This is a genomic window from Allocatelliglobosispora scoriae (assembly GCF_014204945.1).
GTDB lineage: Bacteria > Actinomycetota > Actinomycetes > Mycobacteriales > Micromonosporaceae > Allocatelliglobosispora > Allocatelliglobosispora scoriae.
In genome coordinates this window covers 4,192,933-4,219,892 of sequence record NZ_JACHMN010000002.1, presented here as the reverse complement: position 1 = coordinate 4,219,892, position 26,960 = coordinate 4,192,933, and the positions used below count along the sequence as shown (strand labels likewise).

Here is a 26,960-nt window from a genome sequence, read left to right as displayed (position 1 = left end):
TAACGCCATGGACCAGCATAAACACGAACTCTGAGGGATGTAGAGGACTAACGGAACTTCCCATCCAAAGTTACGGAAACACCCCAATCGACTACACAGGGTCATGGAGCGCTCACAGAGCGATTTGCCAGTTTCCTCCGCACTCTGCCGCCGTTAGCCCTGTGAGAGTGCAGCGGTCGAGGAGGAAAGTCACCCATGGATGTCATGCGCCCCCCGTCGCTCGACATCTCCGATTACCTAGGGATGGCCCGGCGGCACTGGTGGATCGTCGCCCTCACCGTCTCAGCGGGAATCGGCGGCGCTTCGGCACTCACGTCCCACCTGCCGAAGGAGTACGTCTCGGTCACCTCGGTGCTGGTCCAGCCCGCGGGCGGCGATGCCAACGCGGTCGGCGGCCGGACCCGCGGCGAGATCAACCTGGACACCGAGGCACAGCTGCTCCAGTCGACCGCCGTTGCCAACGGCGCCGCCGAACTGCTGCGGATCAAGACCGACGCCCGGGAGCTCGCCGCGCGCGTCGACGTCGAGGTGCCGCCGAACTCGACGGTCCTGCAGATCAAGTTCGCCGCGCCGACCCCGACGGAGGCGCAGGCCGGCTCGCACGCCTTCGCCGAGTCCTACCTGCGCAACCGCGACGCCAACGCCAAGTTCGAGCTGACGCGGCAGATCACCTCGCTCACCGCGAAGGTCAAGCAGCTCAACGGCCAGCTCGGCACGATCAATGCCAGGCTCGACGAGACGGCGAAGAGCACCCCCACCCAGGAGACGCTGGAGACGCAGCGCAGCACCGTCCTGACGCAGCTCAACCAGCTCACCGGCCAGCTCAACCAGCTCACCACCGCGACGGTGAGCGCGGGCCGGATCATCAGCGACGCCGGCCTGCCCAACCGCTCGGTCAAGCCCGACGTGATGATCAATCTGGCCACGGGGGCGATGGCCGGCCTGCTCGGCGGGCTCGGGCTCGCCGCGCTGCGCCAGCGCCTCGACCGACGGTGCCGCCGCCGCAGCGATGTGAGCCGCCGGGCCGACGTTCCGGTCCTCGCCGAGATCCCGGGCAAGGCGCGACTCCGCTTCGACGACATCTTCGCCCCCAACGACCTCGGCGGACGGACGTTCAACCGGCTCCGCAACGAGGTGCTGGCGGCGCTGACGCAGGGAGGGGGCGAGCGAGCCCCGCAGGGCGCGCCGGGAAGCGCTGCTCCCGGCGACGGCAGGAGCGGTGCTCGGGTCCTGGTCGTCACCGGTGCCAGCCGGGGCACCGCCTCCACCGTGGTCGCGAGCAACCTCGCCGCCGCACTCGCCCGGACCGGCAGTGACGTCATCCTCGTCGGCGCGCGCCAGCCGGAGAGCATGGTCGGCCTCGCGCCGCTCGCCCGGCTCGTCGGTGTCGCGCCCACGCCCGGCCTCTCCGACGTGATCACCGGTCGCTGCTCGCTCGACACCGCGATCCAGCGGGCGCCGCGGCTCCCCTCCCTGCGCGTGCTGCCGACCGGCGGCACCGCCAGCGCGGGCGGGGTGCTCCAGTCGCAGACCCTGCGGGACACGATGGCCGCGCTGCGCGCACGCTGCGAGTTCGTCGTCATCGAGGCGCCGTCCACCGCGAGCGGCGCCGACGCGCAGAGCCTCGCCGGGGTCGCCGACGCGGCGATCATCGCGGTCGAGTTGCGCCGCACCACCTATCCGCAGGTACGCGATGCGGCCGACCAGCTGCACCGCGTCGGCACCCCGGTCCTCGGTGCCGTGCTCACCCCGAAGTTGAAGCCCGTCGCGGAGCTCCCGCCGGTGCCGCCGTCGATCGACACCGTGATGCTCGCGAAGCTGGACGCCGAGACCCTGGCGGCGCTGGACGCGGAGCACGGGTTCACCGCACCCCACCAGGAGACCGCTCCCGACCAGGAGACCGCGTCACACCACGAGAGCGACACGACCGAGCACGCCGCCCAGCAGGAGGGCGCTGAGGTCAAATGACGTGGCCCCTCGTCGCTCTCCTCGCGCTCTATCCACTCTGGTGGGCGCTGGGGCTCGCCGTGCTGATCTTCCCGATCATGGCGGTGCCGATGGCGTACGCCCTGCTCCGGCAGCATCGGCAGGGCATCGGGCTGCGACTGCCGCCCTACTTCGTGCTGTGGCTGATCTTCCTGGCCGCGGTGGTGATCGGGGTCGGCGCGCTCAGCTCGGACCCCGTCGGGGTGGTCGACGGTGGCGCGGGCGACCGGATCCTCGGTGTCGCGTTCCGGCTCATCGAGTACGCCTCCCTCACCGTCCTGCTGCTCTACGCGGGCAACCTGCCGGCCACCGGGGGCATGTCGCAGCGGCGGCTCGTCGGGCTGCTCGCCTGGCTCTTCGCGGTGACCGTCGCCGGTGGGCTGCTCGGCACCTTCGCCGGGGAGTTCGGCTTCACCTCGCCGGTGGAGCTGCTGCTGCCGCACGGCGTCCGGTCCAAGGGTTTCGTGCAGTCGCTGGTGCACCCCTACGCAGCGCAGATCATGGACCTCGTCGGCGATCCGCAGCCCCGGCCCGCCGCGCCGTGGGGCTACACCAACACGTGGGGCAACAACTTCTGCCTGCTCGTGGTGTGGTTCGTCGTCGCGGTCTGGAGCTACCCCACCCGGCGCCGGACGAAGGTGCTCGCCGCGGGGACGCTGCTCGCCGCGATCGTGCCGGTCGTCCACTCGCTCAACCGGGGGCTCTGGATCGGGCTCGGTGTCGCGGTCGCCTATGTGGCGTTGCGCCAGGCGCTGCGGGGCCGCTTCGCGGTGCTGATCGCCGGTGCCGCCGCGGTGGCGGTGCTCGGGGTGGCGTTCGTCGCCTCGCCGCTGGGCGACGTGGTCAACCGGCGGCTGGAGAACGGCAAGTCCAACGGCGTACGCATGTTCCTCACCGAGCGGGCCATCACCGGTATGCAGCAGTCCCCGGTGATCGGCTACGGCTCGACCCGCAACACGGTGGGCGGACGGCAGTCGATCACGGTCGGCGAGAGCAAGGGCTGCGAGCGCTGCGGCAACTTCACGGTCGGCGGCAACGGCCAGCTGTGGCAGCTCCTCTTCGCCCACGGGATCGTCGGCACCGTGTCCTATCTGGGCTTCTTCGGTCTGGGGCTGTGGCGTTTCCGGCGCGACTCGACGCCGATCGGCATCGCCGGGTCGGCCGCGATCGTCGGCACCCTCGTCGCGATGTTCTGGTACAACGCGCTCGTCACCCCCCTGGCCTTCACATTCCTCGCCTACGCATTGCTCTGGCGGAACTGGCTGCAATCCCCGCGCGCCCTGCGGGGCTCCGGTCGCTTCGCTCCCTTCACTCCTCGTGCCAGCGCAGCATCCCCTGAGCGCGCCCTGCGGGGCTCCGGTCGCTTCGCTCCCTTCACTCCTCGTGCCAGCGCACAACCAAACAACAACACCTCGGGGGTCCCTGGATGAGTCCGGTCAAGACAGCACCAGCGCAGCTGACCGCCGCCGATGCGGACCTGCGCCACCAGTACCTGACCGAGGTGCTGGCCCTGCTCTACCCGGAGCCGTGCGTGCACTCGACGAGCGGCGGCGGTGGCGGCCCGCAGTCCCGCCAGGTCGTGGAGTACCTCGTGATCCCCGACGCGCGGCGGCCGAAGCTGCTCGTCCCGGTCGGGTCGCCCCGGGTCGCTGCGGCTGCCGTACGCCGGTTCGCCGAACCGCAGGGCCGGATGGCTCGGCTCAAGCGCAATGCCGTGGTCGCCGCGTTGCGGACCGGTGCGTGGCCGGCCGTGATGCGCGATCGGGTACGCATCACCGCACCCCACGGCACCGCCGACACGATCGACGGTTACCTGGGCGCGTCGCTGGGGCTGCCGTTGAACCTGAGCGTCCACATCGGCCCGGCACGCGCCAACCGCAAGCCCGTCCTGCAGCTGCTGACGCCGACCGGGCGTACCCTCGGATTCGCCAAGCTCGGCACCGGACCGCTGACGCGACGCCTCGTGCGGGCCGAGACCGCGGCTCTGACCGCGCTGTCACACATCACGTTCGAGCAGCTCAGCGTGCCCAAGGTGCTGCACGCCGGGCAGTGGCGCGGCAACCAGGTGCTGGTGCAGTCGGCGCTGCCGATCTGGCGGCCCCGGGCACCGCTGAGCCCGCAGCGCCTCGCCGCCGCGATGGTCGAGGTCTCCGGCTGTGTCGGCATCACCCGGGGCTGGCTCGCGACGAGCCCCTACTGGGCGGATCTGCGCAACCGGCTCGGCCAGCTCGCCGACCAGCCCGAAGGGGTGCAGCTCAACGACGCGGCGCGGATCCTGATGGAGCACTGCGGCGACGTGCCGCTGCGCTACGGCGCGTGGCACGGCGACTGGGCGCCCTGGAACATGGCGAACCTCGAGGACGAACTGCTCGTCTGGGACTGGGAGCGGTTCACGCCGGGCGTCCCGCTGGGCTTCGACGCGATCCACTACGAGCTGCAGCGCCGCATCCAGGAGCAGGGCGACGCGAAGGCGGCCGTCGAGGCGGTCGTACGCCAGGCCGCCGGGCTGCTCGCGCCCTTCGACGTCGTGCCGGACGGCTGCGAGGTGACGGCGCTGCTCTACCTGGTCGACCTCGCCGCGCGCTACCTCACCGACCGGCAGGCGGAGGCGGGCGCCCGCCTCGGCGTCCTCGGCACCTGGCTGCTCCCCGTCCTCATCGACCGCGTCCGGAGGCTCGCATGATCTCGCTCTCGAACACCCTGCCCGAGCCCGTCAAGCACGTGATCCACATGGGGTCGCGGTCGTTCGGCCGGCTCACCGCGCCCGCCCGGCTGCTGCCGTCGTTCCTGATCACGGGTGGTCAGCGGTGTGGAACCACGTCGCTCTACCGCTCGCTCGCGGCGCACCCGGCGATCCTCAAGGCGGTCCTGCACAAGGGCGTGCACTACTTCGACACCAGTTACCACAAGGGACCGGCCTGGTACAGGGGGCACTTCCCACTGCGCCGCCACGCCGAACGGATCATGGACCTGCACGGGGTGCAGGGGCAGACCTTCGAGTCGAGCCCCTACTACCTCTACCACCCGCACGCGGCGTCGCGGATCGGCCGGGACCTGCCCGGCGCCCGGGTGCTGGTGCTGGTCCGCAACCCGGTCGAGCGCGCCTACTCCCAGCACGCGCACGAGGTGGCACGGGGCTTCGAGATGGAGCACGACTTCAACCGCGCCCTCGCGCTCGAACCGTCCCGGCTGCGCGGGCAGCACGCCCGGCTCGTCGCCGACCCGCACGCCTACTCCTTCTCGCACCAGCACCACGCATACACCGCGCGCGGTGAGTACTCGACCTATCTGGAGCACATGGCGCACCAGGTGGGGCGGGACCGGATGCTCGTGCTCGACGCGGAGCTGTTCTTCGCCGATCCCAAACCCGTCTATGACAGCGTGCTCGAATTCCTCGGCATCCCGCACCTGGGTTACCCCGAGTTCGACCAGCACAACGCCCGGCCCCGGCCCGCGCCGATGTCCGACGAGACCCGGGCGATGCTCACCGCTCACTTCGCGCCGTGGGACGCGGCGCTGACGCAGTGGCTGGGGCGAACTCCCTCCTGGCGCGCATGAGCACAACGGAGCTGGCCCCGGCGCGGACCGCCACACCGGCCAGAGCGCCGCTGGGCCGGACCGCTCGGCTCGGCGCGGCGAACCTCGTCGGCGCCGCGCTCGCGGGGGTCGCCGGGCTCGGTGTCACCTTCGCGGTCGCCCGAACCCTCGGGCCGGCTCAGGCCGGGTCGTTCTTCGCGGCCACCTCGGCCTTCGTGCTGGTCGGGGGCTTCGCCCGGTTGGGTACGAGCACCGGCCTCGTCTACTGGCCGACCCGGATGCGGGCCCAGCGGACCCCGGAGCTGACCGGTGCCTACCTCCGTGCCGGGCTCGTTCCGGTGGCCGTGCTCGGCACGCTGCTCGCCCTGGCGATCGGGTTCGCGGCGCCCTATGCGGTGCCCGATTACGCCACACCGCTGCGGGCCCTCGCCGTATTCATCCCGATCGCCGCGCTGGCGGACGCCCTGCTCGCGGCGAGCCGGGGGATGCGGATGATGCGGCCGACCGTGCTCCTCGACAAGCTGGTGCGGCCCGGCGTACAAATCGGATTGATCTTCGGGTTGGCCCTGCTCGCGCCCGACGCGGGCCTGGAGCTGTGGGCGCTGGCCTGGTCCGTGCCCTACCTGCCGGTGCTGGTCATCGCCGCGTTCACCGTGTGGCGGGCGCTGCCGTCGGCGACGCCGAAGCGGCGGCCCGCCCCGCGCCCGACACCGCCTCCCGCACCGGTGACCGGTGTGAGCAGGGCGTTCTGGCGGTTCACCGCGCCGCGGGCCGTCGCCAACGCGGCGCAGACCGCGCTGCAACGGGTGGACGTGCTGCTCGTGGCGTCGCTGGCGGGACTGGGGCCCGCCGCCGTCTACGCCGTGGCCGGGCGTTTCGTGGTGCTGGGGCAGCTCGCCAACGGGTCGATCTCGCAGGCGGTGCAGCCGCGGCTCGCCGAGGCCCTCGCCGTCGGGGAGACCGGCACCGCGCGGGTGCTCTACCGAACCGCGACGTCGTGGCTGATCCTCACGACCTGGCCCCTGCACCTGCTCGTGATCAGATACGCCACCCAGTACCTCGGCCTCTTCGGCACCGGTTACCGCGACGCCGCGCCGATCGTGCGCACGCTCGCCGCCGCGATGCTGCTCGCCACGGGCTGCGGCATGGTCGACATGGTCCTCACGATGGCCGGGCGCACCGCGTGGAACCTCACCAACGTGCTGCTGGCGCTCGCCGTGATGGTCGGCATCGATCTGCTGCTCATCCCCCGGCTCGGCGCGCTCGGTGCCGCGATCGGGCTCGCCTGCGCGATCGCGATCAACAACCTTGCGCCGCTCGCCCAGATCATGGTCTCGCTCAAGCTGCACCCGTTCGGTCGGCACACCACGATCGCCGCCGCGCTGACCGTGGGCTGCTTCGGCGTTCTGCCGCTGCTGATCGCATCTCCGCTGGTAGCGATCCCGCTCAGCGGGGCAATTTATACCATTTGCCTATACTTTCTCCGTGCTGTTCTGCACCTGCCCTCGTTGATCTCCCGTACTCACCGGCCCGTTTGAGCAACGACTCGTGAAGGAACGACATGCGCACTGACTACACCGAGATCTTCCGGGACGCCGCCAACGTCGAGAAGTACGAGAACGTCGTCTACGCACCCGACAGCTACGCGTCGGCGGTGAACCGACGACAGCGCGACTACCTGCGCGGGCTCGCCCGGCGGGCCTTCCCCTATCGCCGCCCGGTGCAGCACGACTTCGCCTGCGGCACCGGCCGGGCGATCCGCATCCTGCACGGCCTCGTCCGCGGCGCGCACGGCTACGACACCAGCCAGGCGATGCTCGACAAGGCCCACGAGGTCGGCGCCTATGCCCAGCTGCACCGGATCGCCGAGGACGGCGAGGGACCCCTGCCCGTCGCGACCGAGAGCCCGGCGATCGTCACCGTCTTCCGGCTTCTGCTCAACGTCGACGACAGCGTCCGGGACCGGGCCATCGCCTTCGCCGCGAAAGCCCTGCCGCACTACGACGCCGGGCTGCTCATCGTCGAGAACCACGGCAACCGCTCGTCGCTGCGCCACCTGCGGCACCGCCGCCACGACACCTGCCCCTGGTTCGCCGAGCTCTCCCACGAGCAGATCACCGAGCTGCTCGACCGGCACGGATTCACGGTCGTCGAGCGCCGCGGCTTCTCGCTCTTCACCCAGGGGTGGTACGGCCGAGGCTGGCTGCGCCCCTTCGCCTCCCTCATCGACGACGTGGTCGCCAGGACCGGCCTGTTCAACGGCTCAGCGGTGAACGTCCTCTACATCGCCCGGCGTACCCGGCCGACGCTGGGCACGATGCCGGTCGGAGCGACCGATCCGATGCTGGACGCGCTGCCGGACGCTCCCCTCCCCGATGATGCGGCCACGCCGCCGCGCAAGCCGGTCGATCGGGACGGCGAATCCTGGTGAACGGCGTCCGCGCGGCCTGCCTGACGCTGGCCGGGCTGATCACGATCGGCGCGCTCGCCTCGTGCTCGGCCCGGCCCGCGCCGCCCGCGCCCGTCACCACCACCGCGCCACCGGCCCCCGCCGCCACCGGTCACCCCGGACCGTTCAGCGGCGGCGCGGTCCGCGCGCCCGAGGCGGGTGCACTGCTCGGAGCATGGGTACGCCCCCGCCGCCTCTCCGATGTCGAGCGCGTCGCCGCCGTCCGCGGCTTCGAGGAGCAGCTCGGCCGGAAGCTCGCCATCGTCAACACCTACCGGCGGCTCGGCGAGGACTTCGCCACCTCCGCCGACCGGCGCTTCCTCAAGAGCGGCGCCACCCTGATGGTCAGCTGGGCGGTCGGCGACACCCGCTCGATCACCATGGGCCGCCAGGACGACATCCTCCGCGACCGCGCCCGCAAGCTACGTGACCTGGGAAAACCCGTCATGCTGCGGTTCCGCTGGGAGATGGACCGCCCCAACCTCACCCCGTCGATCTGGACACCGCAGGATTACGTCGAGGCGTGGCGGCACACCCGAGAACTCTTCGCCGCCGAGGGCGCCCGCAACGTCGCCTGGGTCTGGTGCCCCACCGTCGAGGGCTTCGCCGCCGGCCGGGCCGGTGACTTCTACCCCGGGGACTCGGCAGTGGACTGGATCTGCGTGGACACCTACGCCGGGGGGACGCTGGCGCCCTTCGCCTCACTGATGCAGCCGTTCGTCGAGTGGGCGAGCGCGCACGCCAAGCCGATCGTCGTCGGGGAGTTCGGCATCGGGCGCGGCTGGGGACCGCAGGCCCGGGCCGAGTGGCTGCGGTCGGCGTTCACCTACGTACGCACAGTCCCGCAGATCAAGGCCGTCGTCTACTTCGAGTCCGACCCCGACGGGCGCGACGACAAGCGCAGCTTCAGCCTGAGCCCCGACCCGGTAGCGCTGGCGGCTTTCGCCCAGGCCGCCACCACGCCTTACTTCTCCCCCTCCTAGCGCCCCCTCCCCCGCGCTTCGCAAGATCACACCTTCTTCAGGGAAAACGGTGTGATCAAGGTCCATGATCAGCCCTTCTTCCCCCAAGATGGCCCGATCATCAGCGGGCGGAGCGGGCTCGGCGAGCGGCGATCGCCGCGGAGAGTTCTGTGACGAAGCCGTCCAGATCATCGCGGAGACGTTTGGCCGTCACGTGAAGGACCAGCCAGTCCGCGCCGAGGATCCGATTGAGGCGGGCCCGATCGCGATCGAGCTGGGCCGGATCGCCGTGCCAGCGGCCGTCATACTCCACGGCGATCTTTAGGTCGGGCCAGGCCAGGTCGACGCGGGCGACGAAGTGCCCATCGCGGCTGATGACATGCTGGGTGACCGGCCGAGGGAGGCCTCGCAGCACCAGGTTGACGCGCAGTCGGGACTCCTGCGGCGACTGGGCTGCCGGATCTGCGAGCTGGGCCGCCGTGAGCATCTTGCGCCAGCCCTTCTCGCCGCTGCGGGACCAGGCGTAATCCTCGAGCTCGGCACGCGTGACCAGCCCTCGGGCGATCATCGCGTCGACGTAGACCACCGCTTCGACGGCGTCGAGATGCTGAGCCAGGTCCCAGCAGGTTCGCCGCGGCGACGCGAGCCGCAGCCGATCCGCCCGACGATGGATGTCGTCCTCGGCGGCTCGACCGAAGAGCACCTTCACCCCCGCGATCGGCCCGAACGGTGTCGGCATGAGCACCTCGACGGGATCACCGTCCGGCATCAGATCGACGCCGTGGACCAGCGCCGCAGACCGGCCGGTGATCACAGCCTCTGGCGGCAACAGGTAGGCGAGGGCCGCGATGCAGCGAGTGCGGTGGCTCGTGGTGGCGTCGCGCTCGACATAGATGTCCCGGAAGATCGTCCGCCACGCGCTGCTTCGGAGCTGATCGCGCGTGATGAGACCGGCTCGGATCGCATCCGCCCCACGGAAGACCCGGCGCTGGAGCGCGGCCGGCTTGGCTGGTCGACGAGGCACCGCTAGACCCTGGCACGCGTATTGAGCCGCCACAACGCCCTGTGGATAACCACCCACGCCCCATGATCGGGCCATCTTTGGGCAAGAAGGCCTGATCATGGACCTTGATCACACCATTTTCCCCAAAGATGGCCCGATCATGACGAGCAGGGACGGAGTCAGATGCCCCTGCCTCGCTTGTGGAGGTTGTGGAGGACCTTGTCCACCGGGACGCCGCCCACCAGAGCCGCCAGCGCTATCGCCGCCCGGGGCTCCTTCCAGTTGGCCTTGACCGTCTTGCGGGTCCACTTCCAGGCCTCGCTGCGATTGCCCGACGCCGCCGACCAGCACGCGAGCTGCCCGTAGACCCGAGCCGCCCCCGGTGCGCAGCCCTTGATCTCGGGGTGGCGCCGCATCATCCAGCGCAGCGAGGAGATCTTGGTGGCGTATTCGTAGGCGTAGAAGGAGCTGCGGCCCCACAGGACGCGGACCAGCGGTTCGTCGACGTGCACGATGTCGTGGCGCCGGGAGGCACGCAGCAGCAGGTCCCAGTCCTCGTTCTGGCTGCCCGGCGCGTCCTCGGCGACGAGGCCGATGCCGTCTTCGGACCGGTCCGGGACGAGGGCGGAGCGGCGGAAGAGGAAGCCGGACGAGTGGAGCATCGCCATCCGCGAGCGGGCGAGCTGGTCGATCGTCACCGTCGAGGTGCCGGCGAGGCGGGGGACGACGCGGTCGGCGTACTCCACCTCGATGGCGCAGGTGACCATCTCCGCGCGGGGCCGACGGCCGAGAGCCTCGACCTGCTTGCGCAGCTTTTCCGGCGCCCAGACGTCGTCGTCGTCGCAGAAGGCGACGAGGTCGGTGTCGAGCGCGAGGATGCCGGTGTTGCGCGTCCCGGCGAGACCGGGGGTACGCGAGTTGGTGATCACGACGATCGGCAGCACGTCGAGATCGGGCGAGGGCGGCTCGTTGTCATAGACCACGACGAGCAGGATCGGCCCGGAGTAATCCTGGGCGAGGACGCCCTCGATCGCCCTCAGCAGCAGCTCGGGACGGTTGCGCGTGGGGATGACCACCCCGACGGACGGCTTCATGAACGCTCCTGGGACTGGGAGGCGACGGGCGACGATGCGGGCGGGGACGACGGAGAGAAGACCGGGTAGCCGTAGGCGCGCAGCATCGGGCTGCAGACGGCGCTGACGACGGCTCGCTGCCGGGGCGGGAGCTTCGTGGTCCAGGCGTTGTCCTGACGCAGGTCGATGCGGCCGGTGGCGAAGCGCATGGGGTTGCCCGCCGCGCTGTGCGAGACGCCGAGGTCGACGTGGCGTTCGCCGAGCCAGGTGAGGTCCATCATGGAGGGATCGAGCCCGGCGAATCCGGCGAGCCTGCGGATCGCGGCGACGGGATCGGCGATGAACTCCTCGTAGCGGAGTCGGCGTACCGGCACCCCGCGTCGGCGGAGCAGCCCGAATGCGCTGTTGTGCGCGAGCCAGAGCAGTGCCGACCGGCTCGGCGTATATCGCGTCATCTCCTCCGCGTGGTCCGTCTCCGGCCGCCGGACCTGCTTGGTCCAGGAGTAGGCGACGCCGCGCGCGTCCCGGACCACGTGCACGACGCGCAGGTCGAGGTCGGCGTAGCGGAGCACGTGGGCGAGGGCGGAGTGCTTGGACGAGTCGATGACGACGCTCGCACCGGCGACCCGGGCGGCGCCGAGGTAGATGCGCTTGTAGTAGTCGGCGTACTCCCGGATCAGCTCGACGTGGGCGCGGGGCGAGCGGCTGGCGAGGCGCGGGATGTGCCGGGTGCGTTCGACGAGGTCGCGCAGCGCGAGGACGCGGTGCACGTCGACACGGTGCCAGCCGCCGAAGGCCGCGATGCCGACGCGCTCCCAGAAGTCGCAGGCGGAGAAGTGCTCGCCGCAGCCGCAGCGCTCGTCGTCGCGCAGGTCTCGTTGCCAGAGGTGAACCACCTCGCCGAGGGCGCAGACGCCGGGCAGCTGGCCGAGCACCCGCTCGATGAGCGTCGTGCCGCTGCGACCCAGCCCGCCGAGGAAGATCACTCGAGTCATTCGCCGCATCTCCATTCGTGTCACCACACCTAACGACCAATCCGCCCGTATTGGAGCTGTATTGTCCGAATTTGTGGCGAATGAACGTGTGACACTGCGGGGCCGGGAATTCGACGCGATGACCGAGGAGGAGGTGGCCGCCTACGTCGTCGACGCCCTGGCCAAGGGCGAGGGCGGTCGGATCATCACGCCGAACGTTGACATCCTGCGACTCGCCGACTCCTCCGCGGAGGTCGGCGCATTCATCGACGACGCGACGCTGGTCGTCGCCGACGGCATGCCCCTGGTGTGGGCGAGCCGCCTCGCCGGCAATCCGCTCCCCGAGCGCGTCGCCGGCTCCAATCTCATCTGGACGATCTCGCAGGCGCTCGGCGAGGCCGGGCACTCGATCTATCTCCTCGGTGGCGCCCCGGTGCCGACCGAGGCGGATGAGGACGACGACTGGCTGCTCATGGCCGCGGTGGTCGGGGTCGACGCCGGGAAGCCCGAGCCCGTCGACGGCGCGGCGCTCGCCGCGGCCGAGCTCGCCGCGGGCTGCGCGGGCCTGCGGATCGCCGGTTACGCCGCGCCGCCGTTCGGCTTCGACGAAGACCCCGACGTGTACGCCGAGACGCTCACCGAGATCGTCGAGGCCCGCCCGGACTTCGTCTTCGTCGGCATCGGCTTCCCGAGGCAGGAGCGGGTCATCTCCGACCTGCGCGGGGTGCTCCCGCACGCCTGGTTCCTCGGCTGCGGTGCCGCGATCGGCTTCGTCGCCGGCGAGCAGCGGCGAGCGCCGACCTGGATGCAGCGCAGCGGGCTGGAGTGGGCACACCGGCTGGCCCAGGAGCCGAGGCGGCTCGCCTCGCGCTACCTGCGCCACGACGCCCCCTACGCCATGAAGCTCCTCGCCGGAGCCGCGCTGCGCCGAGGCTGAGCGAGCCACCCGAACCACACGAAAGGGCCCCTGCCGGGGGGCCCTTTCGTGTTGGATCACTTCCGTTTCACCCCCGGTCCGGGCTAAGGTATGTTCGAACTTGTTGGTTTACGTTCGTTCGGGAGACATCACCCATGGCAGGACCGACCGCCCCGCTCGCCTCGGGCCGCTGCTTCGGCGGCGATGACAACCCCGAGCAGTGGCCGGAGCACGTCTGGGCCGTGCCGGAGACCGGCCCCCGTCGATCGGGGGTCGACCGTGTCGTCCGTCGATCTGCCGACGGCATCGACCATCTCTTCCTGTTGAATCATCGTGACGACCCGGCGGTGGTCGACGCGAGCAGCGTCGACCTGCTCACCGGCGCGGCGTTCACCGGCACCCTCGCGGGCGGCGGGGTCGCGGTCATCCGGCTCACGGTGGAGGAGAGATAGATGTTGGCACAGCAGAGGCAGGCCGCGATTCTCGATCGCATCACGGCGACCGGCGGCGTCCGCGTCGCGGACCTCGTCGCGGAGTTCGACGTGTCCGACATGACGATCCGTCGCGACCTGGAGGTGCTCGCCGATCGCGGCGTCATCCACAAGGTGCACGGCGGCGCGACCGCGGTCCTGCCCGGAGCGGCCGACGAGCCCGGCTACGCGGCGAAGACCGAGCTGCAGACCCAGGAGAAGATCGCCATCACGCTGCGGGCCGCCGAGTTCGTGCGGCCGGGCACGGCGATCGCACTCTCCGCGGGCACGACGACGGCTCGTCTCGCGCACCGGCTGACCGATGTGCCCGGGCTCACCGTGGTGACCAACTCGATCCCGGTCGCCGACGTCTTCTATCGAGCCGGGCGCTCCGACCAGACGGTGGTGCTGACCGGCGGCGTCCGCACGCCCTCCGACGCGCTCGTCGGCCCGGTGGCGGTGGCCGCGATCCGCTCGCTCCACGTCGACGTGCTCTTCCTCGGCGTCCACGGAATGACCGAGGGCGCCGGGTTCACCACGCCCAACCTGATGGAAGCCGAGACGGACCGGGCGCTCGTCGGCGCGGCCGAACGCCTGATCGTGCTCGCCGACCACACCAAGTGGGGCACCGTCGGCCTCTCCTCGATCGCGGAGCTGACCGACGCGGATGTGCTGGTGACCGATGACGCGCTGGAGGGCGAGGCCAGAGCTGCCCTCGCCGAGAGTGTCGGCGAACTTGTGATCGCGCAGATGAGGGTGACATGAAGCTTCAACCGGGCAGGCTGGCCGATGGCCGGGAGATCACCTATTTCGACGAGTCAGACGACGCGGTCCGCAATCCGCTCGACCGGCGCGAGCTGCCACCGCCGCCGCACCCGTCCGAGCTGCGCTTCGACCCGCTCACGGAGGAGTGGGTGGCGATCGCCGGGCACCGGCAGTCGCGCACGTTCCTGCCGCCGAGCAGCGAGTGCCCGCTCTGCCCGTCCACCGAGGACCGGCTGACCGAGATCCCCGCCGACGACTACGACGTGGCGATCTTCGAGAACCGCTTCCCCTCCTTCGCCACCGCCGCCGATGCGGGCGGGTTCACCGTGGACGAGACCGCATACCCCGTGGTCCGGCCGGGTGACGGCCGCTGCGAGGTCGTCTGCTTCACACCGGACCACGACGCCTCCTTCGCCGCGCTCGACGAGAAGCGGGTCCGCACGGTGCTCTCCGCGCTCGCGGTGCGGACCGCCGAGCTCTCCGCCATGCCCGGGGTGGAGCAGGTCTTCTGCTTCGAAAATCGCGGCGTCGAGATCGGTGTGACGCTGCACCACCCGCACGGCCAGATCTACGCCTACCCCTATGTCACGCCCCGCACGACACAGCACCTGGCCGCCGCTCGCCGCCACCGCGAGCGCACCGGCCGCATCCTCTACGCCGACGTGCTCGCCGCCGAGCGGGCGGCCGGCATCCGGGTGATCGAGAGCAACGAGCACTGGACGTCGTTCGTGCCGGCGGCCGCCCGCTGGCCCTACGAGATCCACGTGGCACCGCACCGGCAGGTCCCCGACGTCGCGGCGCTGACCGAGGCCGAGCGCGACGCCTGCGCGCCCCTGTGGCTCTCCACGCTGCGGCGGCTCGACGGACTCTTCGGCCAGCCCATGCCCTATATCGCCGCGTGGCACCAGGCCCCGGTGCGCATCGATCGCGACCTGGGCTACCTGCACCTGCAGATCTTCAGCATCCGGCGGGCACCGGGCAAGCTCAAATACCTGGCCGGCTCCGAGTCGGCGATGGGCGCCTTCGTCAACGACATCGCCCCCGAGGACTCCGCAGCCGCGCTGCGCGCCGCGGGTTAGCCGCACCAGGCGGCGAGGGCGGCGCGAAGCCCCTCGCCGTCGCCGTCGCCGGCCCAGGCGACCCACCCGTCGGGCCGGATCAGCATCGCCGCCGGTGCCGGTCGCGAGCACCGCGCCACGACGTGGTCACCCCGGTCGCCCAGCTCGCGGGCCGCGTCGGCAAGACCGGGTCCGCCGGTGAGGTCCAGCAGGATCGGTCGCGCTCGCCGCAGCAGAACACCCAGCCGGGTACGCCGACCAGCCACCACCAGCGGCAACTCGGGTGCGAGCCGGCCGACCAGCGGCACCTCCCCCATCATCCCGCCCATGTCATAGGGCAGATCCGCACCGGCGATCGTCTCGGCGAGACCGCGGCGGAAGGCGGGATCCGTGAGCCGCCGGGTGAATGCGACCCGCCGCGCGTCGGTGGCCGCACCGGGTGCGAGCAGCGAGGATTGTTCCCGCAGCTGTGCCAGGACCCGTTCGGCGAGCGGTCGGCGTTCGGTGTGGTAACTGTCGAGCAGTCCCGTCGGTGCGGTGCCGCGCGCTGCGGCGGCGAGCTTCCAGCCCAGGTTCACCGCGTCGGGCAGGGCGAGGTTCAGCCCGGGACCGCCGAAGCCGGTGAGCACGTGCGCCGCGTCCCCGGCGAGGAAGACCCGGCCCGCCCGGTAGTGCTCGGCGACCCGGGAGTTGCGCGTCGTCACCCGGCGCAGGACATGCCGACCGGCGGTGGTCGGCGCCCGCAGCTCGATCTCGTCACCGAGCACCCGGCGCAGGCTGGCGGCGAGTTCGGCGACGCTCATCGGTGTCTCGTCGTCGACCGGGGCGTCACCCCACTCGTATGTGTTGACCAGGTGCAACCCGTCGCGGAACGGCGCGAAGGAGAAGACGCCGTGCGGCGTGCGGTGAAACAGGTAGGGCCGCAACAGCCGCCCGCCCGCCCGCAGCCCGCCGGTGCGGGTCAGCACCGACCGGGGCAGCACCACGTGAGCGTTGCGGGAGACGTGGTCCTGGGTCGTCTCACCGGGGAACCCGATCCCGGCGAGCTTGCGGATCCGGCTGTGCGCCCCGTCGCAGCCGACCAGGTAGGGGGCGCGTACGGCGTACTCATCGTGGGGGCCTTGGATTTTGATCGTGACGCCGTCGGCGTCCTGGGTGAAGCCGGTGGCCTCATGCCCGCGCCGGACCTCCGCGCCGAGCTCGCGGGCCCGGTCGGCGAGGACGCGTTCGAGCCGCTGCTGCGGCACCGGCAGGATGCTGAGCGGGTGATCGCCGAGCCCGCGCAGGTCGAGCCGGAACCCGCCGAACATGAAGGCCGGGCTGGGCGACGGCGCGCTGCGCCGCTGCCACCAGGGTCCACCTGCGGCGAGCTGCCGATAGAGGCCGCGGTGATCGGTGAGCCGCACGACCTGGCCGACGAGGCCGTTGGCCTTGGGGTGCTCGTCGGGGAGGTCGAGACGCTCCAGCAGCAGCGGGCGCGCGCCGCCGAGCCGCAGCTCGCAGGCGAGCATCAGACCGGTCGGGCCGCCCCCGACGATGACGACGTCGACCTCATCGCTCATGCGTCAACTTTAGTTGACGATACGGCCGCGTGAAAGGGGCCGAGCCCGGTCTCTGGGAGACCGGGCTCGAAAAGGGACGTGCGGTGTGGAGTCTTGCTTCAGGTGAGGGCGGCTGGCCCCGCTCTCACCAGGATCAACGACGCCCCACCCCGATGGTTACGCCTTGAGTTCGCGCGACAGGTTGTCGGTCAGCGTGGCGAGGAACTCGTCGGTCGACTGCCACGGCGCGTCCCGCGAGATGAGGAGCGCGAGGTCCTTGGTCATCGCTCCACCCTCGACGGTCTCGACGATCACGCGCTCCAGCGTGTCGGCGAAGGCCGTCACGTCGGGGGTGCCGTCGAGCTTGCCGCGGTGGGCGAGGCCGCGGGTCCAGGCGTAGATCGACGCGATCGGGTTCGTCGACGTCTTCTCGCCCTTCTGCCACTGGCGGTAGTGCCGGGTGACCGTGCCGTGGGCCGCCTCGGCCTCGACGGTCTTGCCGTCCGGGGTCATCAGCACCGAGGTCATCAGGCCGAGCGAGCCGAAGCCCTGCGCGACGATGTCGGACTGCACGTCGCCGTCGTAGTTCTTGCAGGCCCAGACGTAGCCGCCCTCCCACTTGAGCGCGGCGGCGACCATGTCGTCGATGAGCCGGTGCTCGTAGGTGAGGCCCTTGGCGTCGAAGTCGGCCTTGAACTCGGCCTCGAAGACCTCGGCGAAGATGTCCTTGAAGCGACCGTCGTAGGCCTTGAGGATCGTGTTCTTGGTCGAGAGGTAGACCGGGTAGTTGCGCTGCAGACCGTAGCTGAACGACGACCGCGCGAAGTCGCGGATCGAGTCGTCGTAGTTGTACATGCCCATCGCGACACCGCCGCCGGGGAAGTCGGCGATGGTGAACTCCACCGGCTCACTGCCGTCGGAGGGGGTGTAGGTGACGGTGACCTTGCCCGGGCCGGGGACGACGAAGTCGGTCGCCTTGTACTGGTCGCCGTGGGCGTGGCGGCCGACGATGATCGGCTTGGTCCAGCCCGGCACCAGGCGCGGCACGTTGCTCATGATGATCGGCTCGCGGAAGATCACGCCGCCGAGGATGTTGCGGATGGTGCCGTTCGGCGACCGCCACATCTTCTTCAGGCCGAACTCCTCGACGCGTGCCTCATCCGGAGTGATCGTGGCGCACTTGACGCCGACGCCGTGCTGCTTGATGGCATTGGCAGCGTCGATCGTCACCTGGTCGTCGGTGGCGTCGCGGTGCTCCATGCCGAGGTCGTAGTACTCCAGCTCGACGTCGAGGTAGGGCAGAATCAGCTGCTCACGGATCTGCTTCCAGATGATCCGGGTCATCTCGTCGCCGTCGAGCTCGACGACCGGGTTGTTTACCTTGATCTTCGCCATGTCGTAGGCGCTCCCTTCGGCGTTCCATCATCAGGCTCAAACAGTACAAGCGTACTGCATGGTTGGATGAGCACACGGGCGGCCGGTCGGATCCTCGACACGCCGGTTGGGCTTAGGTTAGGCTGCCCTGGCTAACGCCCGGAGTCTGCGGAGATGATGACTGTGCCTTCTGGCGATCTTGCCGAGCTGCTCGGCGGCCGACGAGCCGCGATCGACGCGAGCCTGCCGCCGCTCGCCTTCGCGCTCGGCTGGGTCCTCGTCGGGCGCTCCCTCATCGCCGGCACCGTCGCCGCCATCGTGGTCGCGGTGGCGGTCGCCGGCTGGCGTTACCGCCGCGACGAGCAATCCCGTGCGGCACTCATCGGCGCGCTCGGCGTCGCGGTGGGCGCGCTCATCGCCGCGCGTACGGGACGGGTCGCCGACGTCTTCCTCCTACAGCTCGCCACCAACGCCGCGAGCGCGCTCGCCTGGGCCGTCAGCATCGCGGTCCGGTGGCCCCTGCTCGGCATCATCGCCGGGGCGGCGCTGGGCCAGAAGACCCGCTGGCGCAAGGACCCGGCACTGCTGCGGGCCTACTCCCGGGCGAGCTGGGTGTGGGTCGGCCAGTACGTCGTCCGCCTCGCCGTCTTCCTCCCGCTCTACGCCGCCGACTCCGTCATCGCCCTCGGCATGGCCCGGTTCGCCCTGAGCTGGCCGCTCATCGCAGCCTGCCTCGGTGCGAGCTGGTGGGTCCTGCGGCGAAGCCTGCCCGCTGGGCACCCCGGTATCCGTCACCCCCTTGTCGAAGGCGCAGAACCGATGAGCACAGCATCCGCCGATCCCTTCACCCCCGACGTCGTGGCGCAGATCGCACACCACATGAACAGCGACCACGCCGCAGACAACGTGCTCATCGTGCGGGCCTTCGGCGGTCACCCGGCCGCGACCAGCGCGGTCATGAGCGGGCTGGACGCGACGGGGATCGAGTTCGAGATCGACGGCGGCGCGATCGCCCGCGTGCCCTTCGGCACCACGCTCACCGCCCGCCCGCAGGTCCGGGGCGAGGTGACGCGGCTGTTCCACGAGGCGCAGGCGGTGCTCGGGATCAAGCCCGCCTTCTCCGTCCAGCTCCGCGACGCCACCGCCGACCTGCACGACAAGGCGACGCGGGTGCCTTACCTCGGTGAGCTGATGCGGGGGAAGCTCGACGCCGTGGCCTATGCGGAGATGGTCGCCCAGCACTGGTACGCCTACCGCGAGCTGGAGGCGATCGTCGTCGCCAACCCCGGCGACCCGATCGTGCAGGCCTTCCACCTGCCGCCGCTGACCCGGCTGCCGAAGATCGAGGACGACCTCGCCTCGCTGCTTGGTCCGCAGTGGCAGGACCTGATCACGCCGAACGAAGCGACCCTGCGTTACACCGCCCGCATCCGCGAGGTCTGCACCGACTGGCCGGGCGGCTTCGTCGCCCACCACTACACGCGTTACCTCGGGGACCTCTCCGGCGGGCAGTTCATCCGCAAGGTGGTGGACCGCACGATCGGCGCGGGCACGTCCTTCTATGACTTCAGCGACCTCGGCGACCTCGCGGCCTTCAAGGAGGATTACCGCCACCTGCTCGACGCCACCACGTGGGATGACGCCGAGCGGGAGCGGATCGTCGTCGAGTCGCGGATCGCCTACGAGCTCAACATCGAGGTGCTGGAGCAGCTCACGACCAGGTGATGGAGCCGCGTCCGGCCTCGGCGAGCGCCGCCTCGATCTTGCTGAACGGCTTGCTTCCGAGGAAGCCGCGCGGGTTCATCGGGCTCGGGTGACCGGCCTCCAGCACCACGTGCTGCGAGTTGGTCACCAGCGGCGCCTTCTTCCGCGCGTAGGAGCCCCACAGCACGAAGACCACCCGGTAGGGCGAGTCGTTGACCGCGCGGATGATCCCGTCGGTGAACTCCTCCCAGCCCTTGCCCGCATGCGAGTTCGGCGTCCCCGACCGCACGGTCAACACCGCGTTGAGCAGCAGCACACCCTGCTGCGCCCAGGGAGTCAGATCGCCGTTCGACGGCGGAGTGACCCCCAGGTCGTCCTGCAGCTCCTTGTAGACGTTGCGCAGGCTGGGCGGCACCGACACCCCGGGCCGCACACTGAAGCTCAAGCCATGAGCCTGACCGGGCTTGAAGTAGGGGTCCTGCCCCAGGATGAGAACTCGAGTCCCCGCCGGCTCGAAGTAGCGCAGCGCGGTGAACAGGTCTTCCTTGGGCGGGAAGACGGTGGACGACGCATATTCGCCTTCAACGAAGGACGAGAGCCGGGCGACCGCATCCGGGTCGACATAGGGCTTCACCGCATCAAGCCAAGCCCCGGGCAGCAATTCAAGGAGATCCAACGCCATAACGGGCAACCCTACTGTCCATGTCCGACACTTTCGAAATACACCCCGGCGTCGGGACAGAGCGCACCCGGACCACGACAGGGCGGGGTCGACCCGTACCGGTCGACCCCGCCCTTCGAGCGCACACCACAAAGAATTACAGCGAAGCCACGTCAGCCTGCTTGGCCCGGACGGCCTCGGCAGCCTCCTTGAGGCCCTCCAGCTCCGAAGCGGTCAGCTCGGTCTCGACGACCTTGCGGACGCCGGTCGCACCGATCTCGGCCTCGACGCCCAGGTAGACGCCGGAGATGCCGTACTCACCGTCGACCCACGCGCAGACCGGCATGATCGCGCCGGAGTCCTCCGCGACCGCCTTCGCCATGCGGGCGGCGGCGGCCGACGGCGCGTAGTAGGCGGAACCGGTCTTCAGCAGCGCGACGACCTCGGCACCGCCGTTGCGGGTGCGGACGACGAGCTCCTCGATCTTCTCGGCGGGAAGCAGGTCGGCGAGCGGCTTGCCGTTGACCGTGCAGCGCGACGGGACCGGCACCATGGTGTCGCCGTGCGAACCCAGGGTCAGGGTCTGCACGCTGCCCACCGGCACGGCGAGCGTCTCGGCGACGTTGTTGGTGAAGCGGGCCGTGTCGAGCATGCCGGCCTGGCCGAGCACCCGGTTCTTCGGGAACTCGCTGGCGATCTGCGCGAGCGCGGTCATCTCGTCGAGCGGGTTGGAGACGACGATGATCACGGCGTCCGGAGCGTGCTTGGCGACCTGCTCGGCGACGCCGCGGACGATCTTGGCGTTGACGCCGAGGAGGTCCATCCGGCTCATGCCCGGCTTGCGGGGCAGGCCTGCGGTGATGACGACGACGTCCGAACCCGCGATGCCCTCGTAGCCCTCACCGTTCGGACCGGTGGAGACGCCGACGACCTTGGTCTCGAAACCCTCGATCGCCCGCGATTGGTTCAGGTCGAGGGCGAGGCCCTCCGGCTTGCCCTCGACGATGTCGGTGAGCACCACGGTCTCGAAGACGTCGTACTCGGCGAGCCGCTGTGCGGTCGTGGAGCCGTAAAAACCGGCGCCTACGACGGTGACCTTCTTGCCCATGAATCTGACCTTTCCACAGGGTAGAACCGCACCATAGCCCGCGACTGAACGATGGTTTCCGTCGGGTTACCGCTCTATGACCCAGCTCAACCCGGCACACGAGTACGGCGCAGAGGCCCGGGGGGACCTCTGCGCCGTTGGGGAGGAGATGGGTGTTACAGGGGGTGATGGGTGCCGCCGGCCTTCAGGGGGGAGGGAGGGCCGGCGGCGCCCAGCTCAATGGGGGTGATCAGCAGCCGGTGCTGATGCCACGGGCGGCGAGCCAGCTGGCCGGGTTGATCTGGTTCCACATGCCCTTGTGCACCTCGAAGTGCAGGTGGGGGCCGGTCGAGTCGCCCGTGGAGCCCTCGTAGCCGAGGACGGCACCGGCGGCGACCTTCTGGCCGACCTTGACGGCGGCCTTGTTCATGTGGGCGTAGTGCGTGAAGTAGCCGTTGCCGTGGTCCACCACGACCGAGATGCCGTAGCCGGAGAACGCCCAGCCCGCACTGGTAACAGTACCGCCGACGACGGCGTGGATCGGGGTGTTCTCGTCAGCCGCGAAGTCGATGCCGGCGTGCAGGACGCCCCAGCGCTGGCCGTAGCAGGAGGTGATCACGGCACCGGGCAGGGGGTTGGCGTATTTCGGCTTGGGGGCCGCGGCCTTGGTCGTCGCGGGGGCGGCGGCCTTGGCGGGGGACTTCGTGCCAGGCGCGGGGGTGGTGGCCTTGGCAGAAGGGCTCTTGGATGCGTCCGCACGCGAGTCGCGGTTCGCGCGATCTGCGGCGTTCTGGCGGTCGACAGTCACGCCGACGGTCGAGGCGACTGCTTCGGGGGTGACGCTCGAGGGGTTGGCAACGCTTGCCGCGGTGATGCCGATTCCGGCGATGCCCGCGAGGGCCACGATTCCGACGACCTGCTTGCTCCGACCGGCGAGGCTCTCACGAACCTGAGTGGTTCCGATTGCGAACTGCTCGCGAGCGGTCTTCAGGGTGGTGCTGAACTTACTCTCCGTCACGGTTATCCTCCGTCGTCGACACTGACTCGGACGACCCATGTTGCCGATTGACCTGGGCTTTCGCCACCGCCGGAGCGCTGCCTCGAACGGCAAAACGGGCAATAACGGTCGATACCCTGAGTGCCTAAACCCCTAGGGGTAAGAGACGTGCGTCACACAGTGTCACGACCCGAATCAGGCCCACTACGCACCGTGAGGCATCGAAATCAGACATCAGATCACAGGCTTCGACCTGCGCGGACATGGCAGACAAAACGAAAACGCCCACACCTCGCGGTGTGGGCGTTAGCGCAACGTGCCTGGGTCAGTAGGCCCCGACGACGTGAAGTTTTATGTCGACTCCGTGTTGCTTGAACCACGGAATCGGGTCGACCGGCGTCCCGTTGACGTGGATCTCAAGGTGCACGTGGGAGCCGAAGGAGTGCCCGGTGTTGCCGGCGAGTGCGAGCAGCTGGCCGGTCTTGACCTCCTGGCCCTCCTTGACGATGAGCTTGGAGGAGTGGCCGTAGACCGTCTGGAGGCCGTTGCCGTGGTCGATGATCACGCAGTAGCCGTAGCCGCCGAACCACTTGGCGAGGATGACCTTGCCACCGTGCACCGCGTAATAAGGAGTGCCCTCGGGCACGGCCAGGTCGACGCCGGCGTGGAGCTTGCCCCAGCGGCGGCCGAACGGCGAGGTGAACTGGTAGTCCTGCAGCGGGAGGATCCACGCGTCGGGAGCCTCGGTCATCGAGGTGCTCATGCCGCCGCTGCGGTCCATCGCGCGGCTGGCCTTTTCGGCGGCCGCCGTTCTATCGGCGTCCTGCCCGCCCTCGGTAGAGGAGTACTCCATGCCCGTCAGAGCATTGGAGTTCGCGTCCTTGGCGTCGGTCATCGCCGCGCCCGAAGCGAGCGCTACGACACCGGCGCCGACAAGTGCGGTGGTGACCACGGCCGCGTAGCGGCTGCGCGGTGGAGTAGGGACACGTCGGCGACCTCGGTACTTCTCGCGCTCGCGTAGCGGCTCTGGCCGGTACTGCAACGCACTACCTCCGTCATCGGTGGCCCCGGTATCTCCCGGCGCCGGGTCTCGGAAATCCGACACCCCGTTGTTATGGATGACACCTTTACTGGCACTGACGGACAACTTAACGAACCCCTAGGGGTGAGCACAAGCTTCGCAGGCAGATAGGCATACGCTGAGTGCGGCTGTCCGTCGCATTAAGACCGTTTCCGTCACTATATGCGGGGATATTCGTTAACTACCCTCCGTAGTATCGATCCATGCACAACGTGATTCCGTGGCCGACGACACGTCGGAGCATGCCACGGGTTACCGTTCGTTAAGGTGCGCCGACCAGCCGGGCGCGCTCCCTAGTGCGGGTGAAGGGGCAACAGCATGACCGAGCGGATCAGGGTCGTCGTCGCCAAACCAGGGCTCGACGGACACGACCGAGGCGCCAAGGTGGTGGCACGAGCGCTGCGCGACGCCGGCATGGAGGTCATCTACACCGGCTTGCACCAGACGCCGGAGCAGATCGTCGAGACCGCCATCCAGGAGGACGCCGACGCGGTCGGCCTCTCCGTCCTGTCCGGCGCACACCTCACTCTCTTCCGGCGAGTCTCCGAACTGCTCACCGAGCGCAACGCCACCGACATCGTCGTCTTCGGCGGCGGCATCATCCCCGACGCCGACCTCCCCGAACTCGAGTCCCTGGGCGTCAAAAGGATCTTCACCCCCGGCGCCACCACCCAGTCGATAGTCGACTGGGTACGGGCCAACGTAAGAACAGCAGTCGCCTAAGCAGGGATGAAGAAAGACCATCGGGGGCCGTACCCACCTGATGGTCTTGAAACTGACGGCAGCTTGGGCCCGCGGTGTCCCGCCGCTGTTCGGGATTCTGCTGCGCCGAAGGCGCAGAAGGATCGCGAACTAGCGGGTCCAGAGGGACACCGCCGTGTCGCCGGAGGCGACACCAAGTTATAGAGAGGAGCCGGACGCACCCCTCACACGTCCGGCTCCTCATATGCACGATGCCCCGCCGCCACCCCTCGACCGACAGGGCATCGGCCGCTTTCTCGTCTTCGCGGTGTGTTCTCGCTCCGACATCCACTTCAACGACGCCTGACCTGGCGGGTTACGCGGGTCCCCAGGAATTTCTTCGAGGCTCGTTCAAGGCACGTGTGGGATCGTGCACATTGCAGGCCCGAACGGGCGTTCGGGCGGGTATCGGCGGTTAGGCTGCTCCCCCAGGAGCCCGCCGTCGGAGAAGGCGCGGGAGCGAGCGAAGAGGTACCAGTGGACCTGTACGAGTACCAGGGGCGCGACGTCTTTGAGAAGCACGGTCTGCCCGTGCTCGGTGGCGGCGTCGCGGAGACCCCGGAAGAGGCCCGCGCGATCGCCGAACGTCTCGGCGGCGGGGTCGTTGTCAAGGCTCAGGTGAAGGTCGGCGGCCGGGGCAAGGCCGGTGGCGTGAAGCTCGCCGCCGATGCCGATGAGGCGCAGGCGCGTGCTGCGGACATCCTCGGGATGGACATCAAGGGGCACACCGTGCACCGGGTGATGCTCGCCGAGACGGCGAACATCGCGGAGGAGTATTACTTCTCCTACCTGCTGGACCGGGCCAACCGGACCTTCCTCTGCATCGCCAGCGTCGCGGGCGGCATGGAGATCGAGCAGGTCGCCGAGGAGGACCCGTCGAAGGTCGCCAAGATCGCGATCGACGCCAGCAAGGGTGTCGACGAGGCGAAGGCGCGCGAGATCGTCACGGCCGCGCAGTTCCCGGCGGAGATCGCCGACCAGGTCGTGGACATCGCCGTGAAGCTGTGGGCGACGTTCAAGGCCGAGGACGCCACGCTCGTCGAGGTGAACCCGCTGGCGAAGACGGCCGAGGGCCGGGTGCTCGCGCTCGACGCGAAGGTCACGCTGGACGAGAACGCCGGCTTCCGGCACCCCGACCACGAGGCGCTCGAGGACAAGTCGGCGGTGGACCCGCTGGAGCAGGCCGCCAAGGCCAAGGACCTCAACTACGTCAAGCTCGACGGCGAGGTCGGCATCATCGGCAACGGCGCGGGCCTGGTCATGTCCACGCTGGACGTGGTGGCCTACGCGGGTGAGGAGTTCGGCGGCGTCAAGCCGGCCAACTTCCTCGACATCGGCGGCGGCGCGTCGGCCGAGGTGATGGCGAACGGTCTGGAGATCGTGCTGTCGGACCCGTCGGTGAAGAGCGTCTTCGTCAACGTCTTCGGTGGCATCACCGCCTGCGACGCGGTCGCCAACGGCATCATCCAGGCACTGGAGCTGCTCTCCTCGCGCGGCGAGAACGTGTCCAAGCCGCTCGTCGTCCGGCTGGACGGCAACAACGCCGAGGCCGGCCGGGCGATCCTGGACCAGGCCAACAACCCGCTCGTCGAGCGGGTCGACACGATGGACGGCGCCGCCAAGCGCGCCGCTGAGCTCGCTGCGGCAGGGGTGTAAGACGATGGCTATCTGGCTGACCAAGGAATCAAAGGTCATCGTGCAGGGCGTGACGGGCTCCGAGGGCTCCAAGCACACCCGGCGGATGCTGAAGGCCGGCACGAACATCGTCGGCGGCGTCAACCCGCGCAAGGCGGGCACGACCGTCGAGTTCGACGGCACCGACGTCCCGGTCTTCGGCACGGTCGCCGAGGCGATGGCGCAGACCGGCGCCGACGTGACGGTCATCTTCGTGCCGCCGGCGTTCACCAAGTCCGCCGTGCTGGAGGCGATCGACGCGGGCATCGGCCTCGCTGTCGTCATCACCGAGGGCGTGCCGGTGCACGACACGGCCGAGTTCTGGGCCTACAACGTCTCCAAGGGCGAGCAGACCCGCATCGTCGGGCCCAACTGCCCGGGCATCGCCTCGCCCGGTGCGAGCAACGCGGGCATCATCCCGGCCGACATCGCCGGCCAGGGCCGCATCGGCCTGGTGAGCAAGTCGGGCACCCTGACCTACCAGATGATGTACGAGCTGCGCGACATCGGCTTCTCGACCGCGGTGGGCATCGGCGGCGACCCGATCATCGGGACGACCCACATCGACGCTCTGCGGGCCTTCCAGGACGACCCGGAGACCGACGCGATCGTGATGATCGGCGAGATCGGCGGCGACGCCGAGGAGCGGGCTGCGGACTTCATCGCGGAGTACGTGACGAAGCCGGTCGTCGGTTACATCGCGGGCTTCACGGCCCCGCCCGGCAAGACGATGGGCCACGCCGGCGCGATCATCTCGGGTTCGTCGGGCACGGCGGACGCGAAGAAGGTCGCGCTGGAGGCTGCGGGAGTCAAGGTCGGCAAGACGCCGTCGGAGACCGCTCGCCTCATGCGCGAGGTCATGGCCGGCCTGTAGGGACCGGTTGGAACAGAACAGCAGCGGGAGCCG

General features: G+C 69.8%; 24 protein-coding genes and 1 pseudogene. 16 read left to right on the top strand and 9 right to left on the bottom strand.

Annotated elements, in window-relative coordinates; translation table 11 throughout:
* Positions 1–195 precede the first annotated feature (195 nt).
* Genes F4553_RS24815 through F4553_RS24785 form a run of 7 tightly spaced genes read left to right on the top strand, consistent with a single transcriptional unit; the run spans position 196 to position 8,955 of the window.
* Entirely contained in the window at positions 196–1,968 is a 1,773-nt protein-coding gene (locus tag F4553_RS24815) for a tyrosine-protein kinase domain-containing protein (RefSeq protein ID WP_184839786.1), read from the top strand.
* Complete coding sequence (locus F4553_RS24810) at positions 1,965–3,416, top strand: O-antigen ligase family protein (RefSeq protein ID WP_184839784.1); 1,452 nt, start codon at positions 1,965–1,967, stop codon at positions 3,414–3,416. The genes F4553_RS24815 and F4553_RS24810 overlap by 4 nt, the downstream gene beginning before the upstream one ends.
* Positions 3,413–4,669, top strand: a complete 1,257-nt coding sequence (locus F4553_RS24805) for a hypothetical protein (protein WP_184839782.1) — start codon at positions 3,413–3,415, stop codon at positions 4,667–4,669. Before F4553_RS24810 ends, F4553_RS24805 begins: the two co-directional genes overlap by 4 nt.
* A complete protein-coding gene (locus F4553_RS24800; protein WP_184839780.1) occupies positions 4,666–5,544 on the top strand; it encodes a sulfotransferase in 879 nt (292 codons plus the stop codon). The genes F4553_RS24805 and F4553_RS24800 overlap by 4 nt, the downstream gene beginning before the upstream one ends.
* Positions 5,541–7,061, top strand: a complete 1,521-nt coding sequence (locus F4553_RS24795) for a lipopolysaccharide biosynthesis protein (protein ID WP_184839778.1) — start codon at positions 5,541–5,543, stop codon at positions 7,059–7,061. Before F4553_RS24800 ends, F4553_RS24795 begins: the two co-directional genes overlap by 4 nt.
* A gap of 23 nt (positions 7,062–7,084) precedes the next feature.
* Positions 7,085–7,954, top strand: coding sequence for a class I SAM-dependent methyltransferase (locus F4553_RS24790; RefSeq protein WP_246466519.1), 870 nt, complete (start codon positions 7,085–7,087; stop codon positions 7,952–7,954).
* Positions 7,951–8,955, top strand: a complete 1,005-nt coding sequence (locus F4553_RS24785; RefSeq protein WP_312875340.1) for a glycoside hydrolase family 26 protein — start codon at positions 7,951–7,953, stop codon at positions 8,953–8,955. The genes F4553_RS24790 and F4553_RS24785 overlap by 4 nt, the downstream gene beginning before the upstream one ends.
* Positions 8,956–9,055: 100 nt before the next feature.
* Here the strand turns inward: F4553_RS24785 and F4553_RS24780 are convergent, their stop codons facing one another.
* The 3 genes from F4553_RS24780 to F4553_RS24770 form a co-directional block, all read right to left on the bottom strand.
* On the bottom strand, positions 9,056–9,958 hold the full coding sequence (locus F4553_RS24780; protein WP_184839776.1) for an endonuclease domain-containing protein: 903 nt from the start codon (positions 9,956–9,958) through the stop codon (positions 9,056–9,058).
* Between the two features lie 158 nt (positions 9,959–10,116).
* A complete protein-coding gene (locus tag F4553_RS24775; protein WP_184839774.1) occupies positions 10,117–11,031 on the bottom strand; it encodes a glycosyltransferase family 2 protein in 915 nt (304 codons plus the stop codon).
* Positions 11,028–12,005 (bottom strand): sulfotransferase family protein, encoded by a 978-nt coding sequence (locus F4553_RS24770; RefSeq protein WP_184839772.1) that lies wholly within the window; start codon positions 12,003–12,005, stop codon positions 11,028–11,030. The genes F4553_RS24775 and F4553_RS24770 overlap by 4 nt, the downstream gene beginning before the upstream one ends.
* A gap of 73 nt (positions 12,006–12,078) precedes the next feature.
* Here F4553_RS24770 and F4553_RS24765 point away from each other — a divergent pair, with 73 nt between their 5' ends.
* From F4553_RS24765 to galT, 4 genes are all read left to right on the top strand, one after another.
* Positions 12,079–12,921 carry a WecB/TagA/CpsF family glycosyltransferase gene (locus F4553_RS24765; RefSeq protein ID WP_312875339.1) on the top strand — a complete coding sequence of 281 codons (843 nt, stop codon included), beginning with the start codon at positions 12,079–12,081 and terminating at the stop codon, positions 12,919–12,921.
* Between the two features lie 134 nt (positions 12,922–13,055).
* Positions 13,056–13,352: a Beta-galactosidase C-terminal domain gene (locus tag F4553_RS24760; protein ID WP_184839770.1), complete on the top strand. Its 297-nt coding sequence runs from the start codon at positions 13,056–13,058 to the stop codon at positions 13,350–13,352.
* The gene (locus tag F4553_RS24755; protein WP_184839768.1) at positions 13,353–14,135 is read left to right on the top strand and encodes a DeoR/GlpR family DNA-binding transcription regulator; all 783 of its coding nucleotides are present in this window, start codon (positions 13,353–13,355) and stop codon (positions 14,133–14,135) included.
* Positions 14,132–15,214, top strand: a complete 1,083-nt coding sequence (galT, locus tag F4553_RS24750) for a galactose-1-phosphate uridylyltransferase (RefSeq protein WP_184839766.1) — start codon at positions 14,132–14,134, stop codon at positions 15,212–15,214. Before F4553_RS24755 ends, galT begins: the two co-directional genes overlap by 4 nt.
* Here the strand turns inward: galT and F4553_RS24745 are convergent.
* Together F4553_RS24745 and F4553_RS24740 are read right to left on the bottom strand one after the other, a co-directional pair.
* Entirely contained in the window at positions 15,211–16,755 is a 1,545-nt protein-coding gene (locus tag F4553_RS24745; RefSeq protein WP_184839764.1) for an FAD-dependent oxidoreductase, read from the bottom strand. The two genes, galT and F4553_RS24745, sit on opposite strands and share 4 nt — an antisense overlap.
* A 156-nt stretch (positions 16,756–16,911) precedes the next feature.
* Positions 16,912–18,129 carry an NADP-dependent isocitrate dehydrogenase gene (locus F4553_RS24740; RefSeq protein ID WP_184839763.1) on the bottom strand — a complete coding sequence of 406 codons (1,218 nt, stop codon included), beginning with the start codon at positions 18,127–18,129 and terminating at the stop codon, positions 16,912–16,914.
* A gap of 153 nt (positions 18,130–18,282) precedes the next feature.
* Between F4553_RS24740 and F4553_RS40230 the strand changes: the two are divergent.
* Both F4553_RS40230 and F4553_RS40225 read left to right on the top strand, forming a co-directional pair.
* A pseudogene (locus F4553_RS40230) lies at positions 18,283–18,936 on the top strand (DUF3159 domain-containing protein); the annotation flags it as partial.
* Positions 18,928–19,833 carry a biliverdin-producing heme oxygenase gene (locus F4553_RS40225; RefSeq protein ID WP_221470459.1) on the top strand — a complete coding sequence of 302 codons (906 nt, stop codon included), beginning with the start codon at positions 18,928–18,930 and terminating at the stop codon, positions 19,831–19,833. The pseudogene F4553_RS40230 and the gene F4553_RS40225, both read left to right, overlap by 9 nt.
* Here F4553_RS40225 and F4553_RS24730 read toward each other — a convergent pair.
* The 4 genes from F4553_RS24730 to F4553_RS24715 form a co-directional block, all read right to left on the bottom strand.
* The gene (locus F4553_RS24730; RefSeq protein WP_184839759.1) at positions 19,820–20,494 is read right to left on the bottom strand and encodes a uracil-DNA glycosylase; all 675 of its coding nucleotides are present in this window, start codon (positions 20,492–20,494) and stop codon (positions 19,820–19,822) included. The two genes, F4553_RS40225 and F4553_RS24730, sit on opposite strands and share 14 nt — an antisense overlap.
* Before the next feature lie 136 nt (positions 20,495–20,630).
* Positions 20,631–21,581, bottom strand: a complete 951-nt coding sequence (mdh, locus tag F4553_RS24725; protein WP_184839757.1) for a malate dehydrogenase — start codon at positions 21,579–21,581, stop codon at positions 20,631–20,633.
* 229 nt (positions 21,582–21,810) lie between these two features.
* Entirely contained in the window at positions 21,811–22,578 is a 768-nt protein-coding gene (locus tag F4553_RS24720; protein ID WP_184839755.1) for a M23 family metallopeptidase, read from the bottom strand.
* Between the two features lie 304 nt (positions 22,579–22,882).
* A complete protein-coding gene (locus tag F4553_RS24715) occupies positions 22,883–23,452 on the bottom strand; it encodes a M23 family metallopeptidase (protein WP_312875338.1) in 570 nt (189 codons plus the stop codon).
* 504 nt (positions 23,453–23,956) lie between these two features.
* Here F4553_RS24715 and icmB point away from each other — a divergent pair.
* The 3 genes from icmB (at position 23,957) to sucD (ending at position 26,927) form a co-directional block, all read left to right on the top strand.
* The gene (gene icmB / locus F4553_RS24710) at positions 23,957–24,361 is read left to right on the top strand and encodes a coenzyme B12-dependent isobutyryl CoA mutase small subunit (RefSeq protein WP_184839751.1); all 405 of its coding nucleotides are present in this window, start codon (positions 23,957–23,959) and stop codon (positions 24,359–24,361) included.
* A 495-nt stretch (positions 24,362–24,856) separates the two neighbouring features.
* Positions 24,857–26,035, top strand: coding sequence for an ADP-forming succinate--CoA ligase subunit beta (gene sucC / locus F4553_RS24705; protein ID WP_184839749.1), 1,179 nt, complete (start codon positions 24,857–24,859; stop codon positions 26,033–26,035).
* A 4-nt stretch (positions 26,036–26,039) separates the two neighbouring features.
* Positions 26,040–26,927 (top strand): succinate--CoA ligase subunit alpha, encoded by an 888-nt coding sequence (gene sucD / locus F4553_RS24700; protein WP_184839747.1) that lies wholly within the window; start codon positions 26,040–26,042, stop codon positions 26,925–26,927.
* The last annotated feature ends 33 nt before the right edge of the window (positions 26,928–26,960 follow it).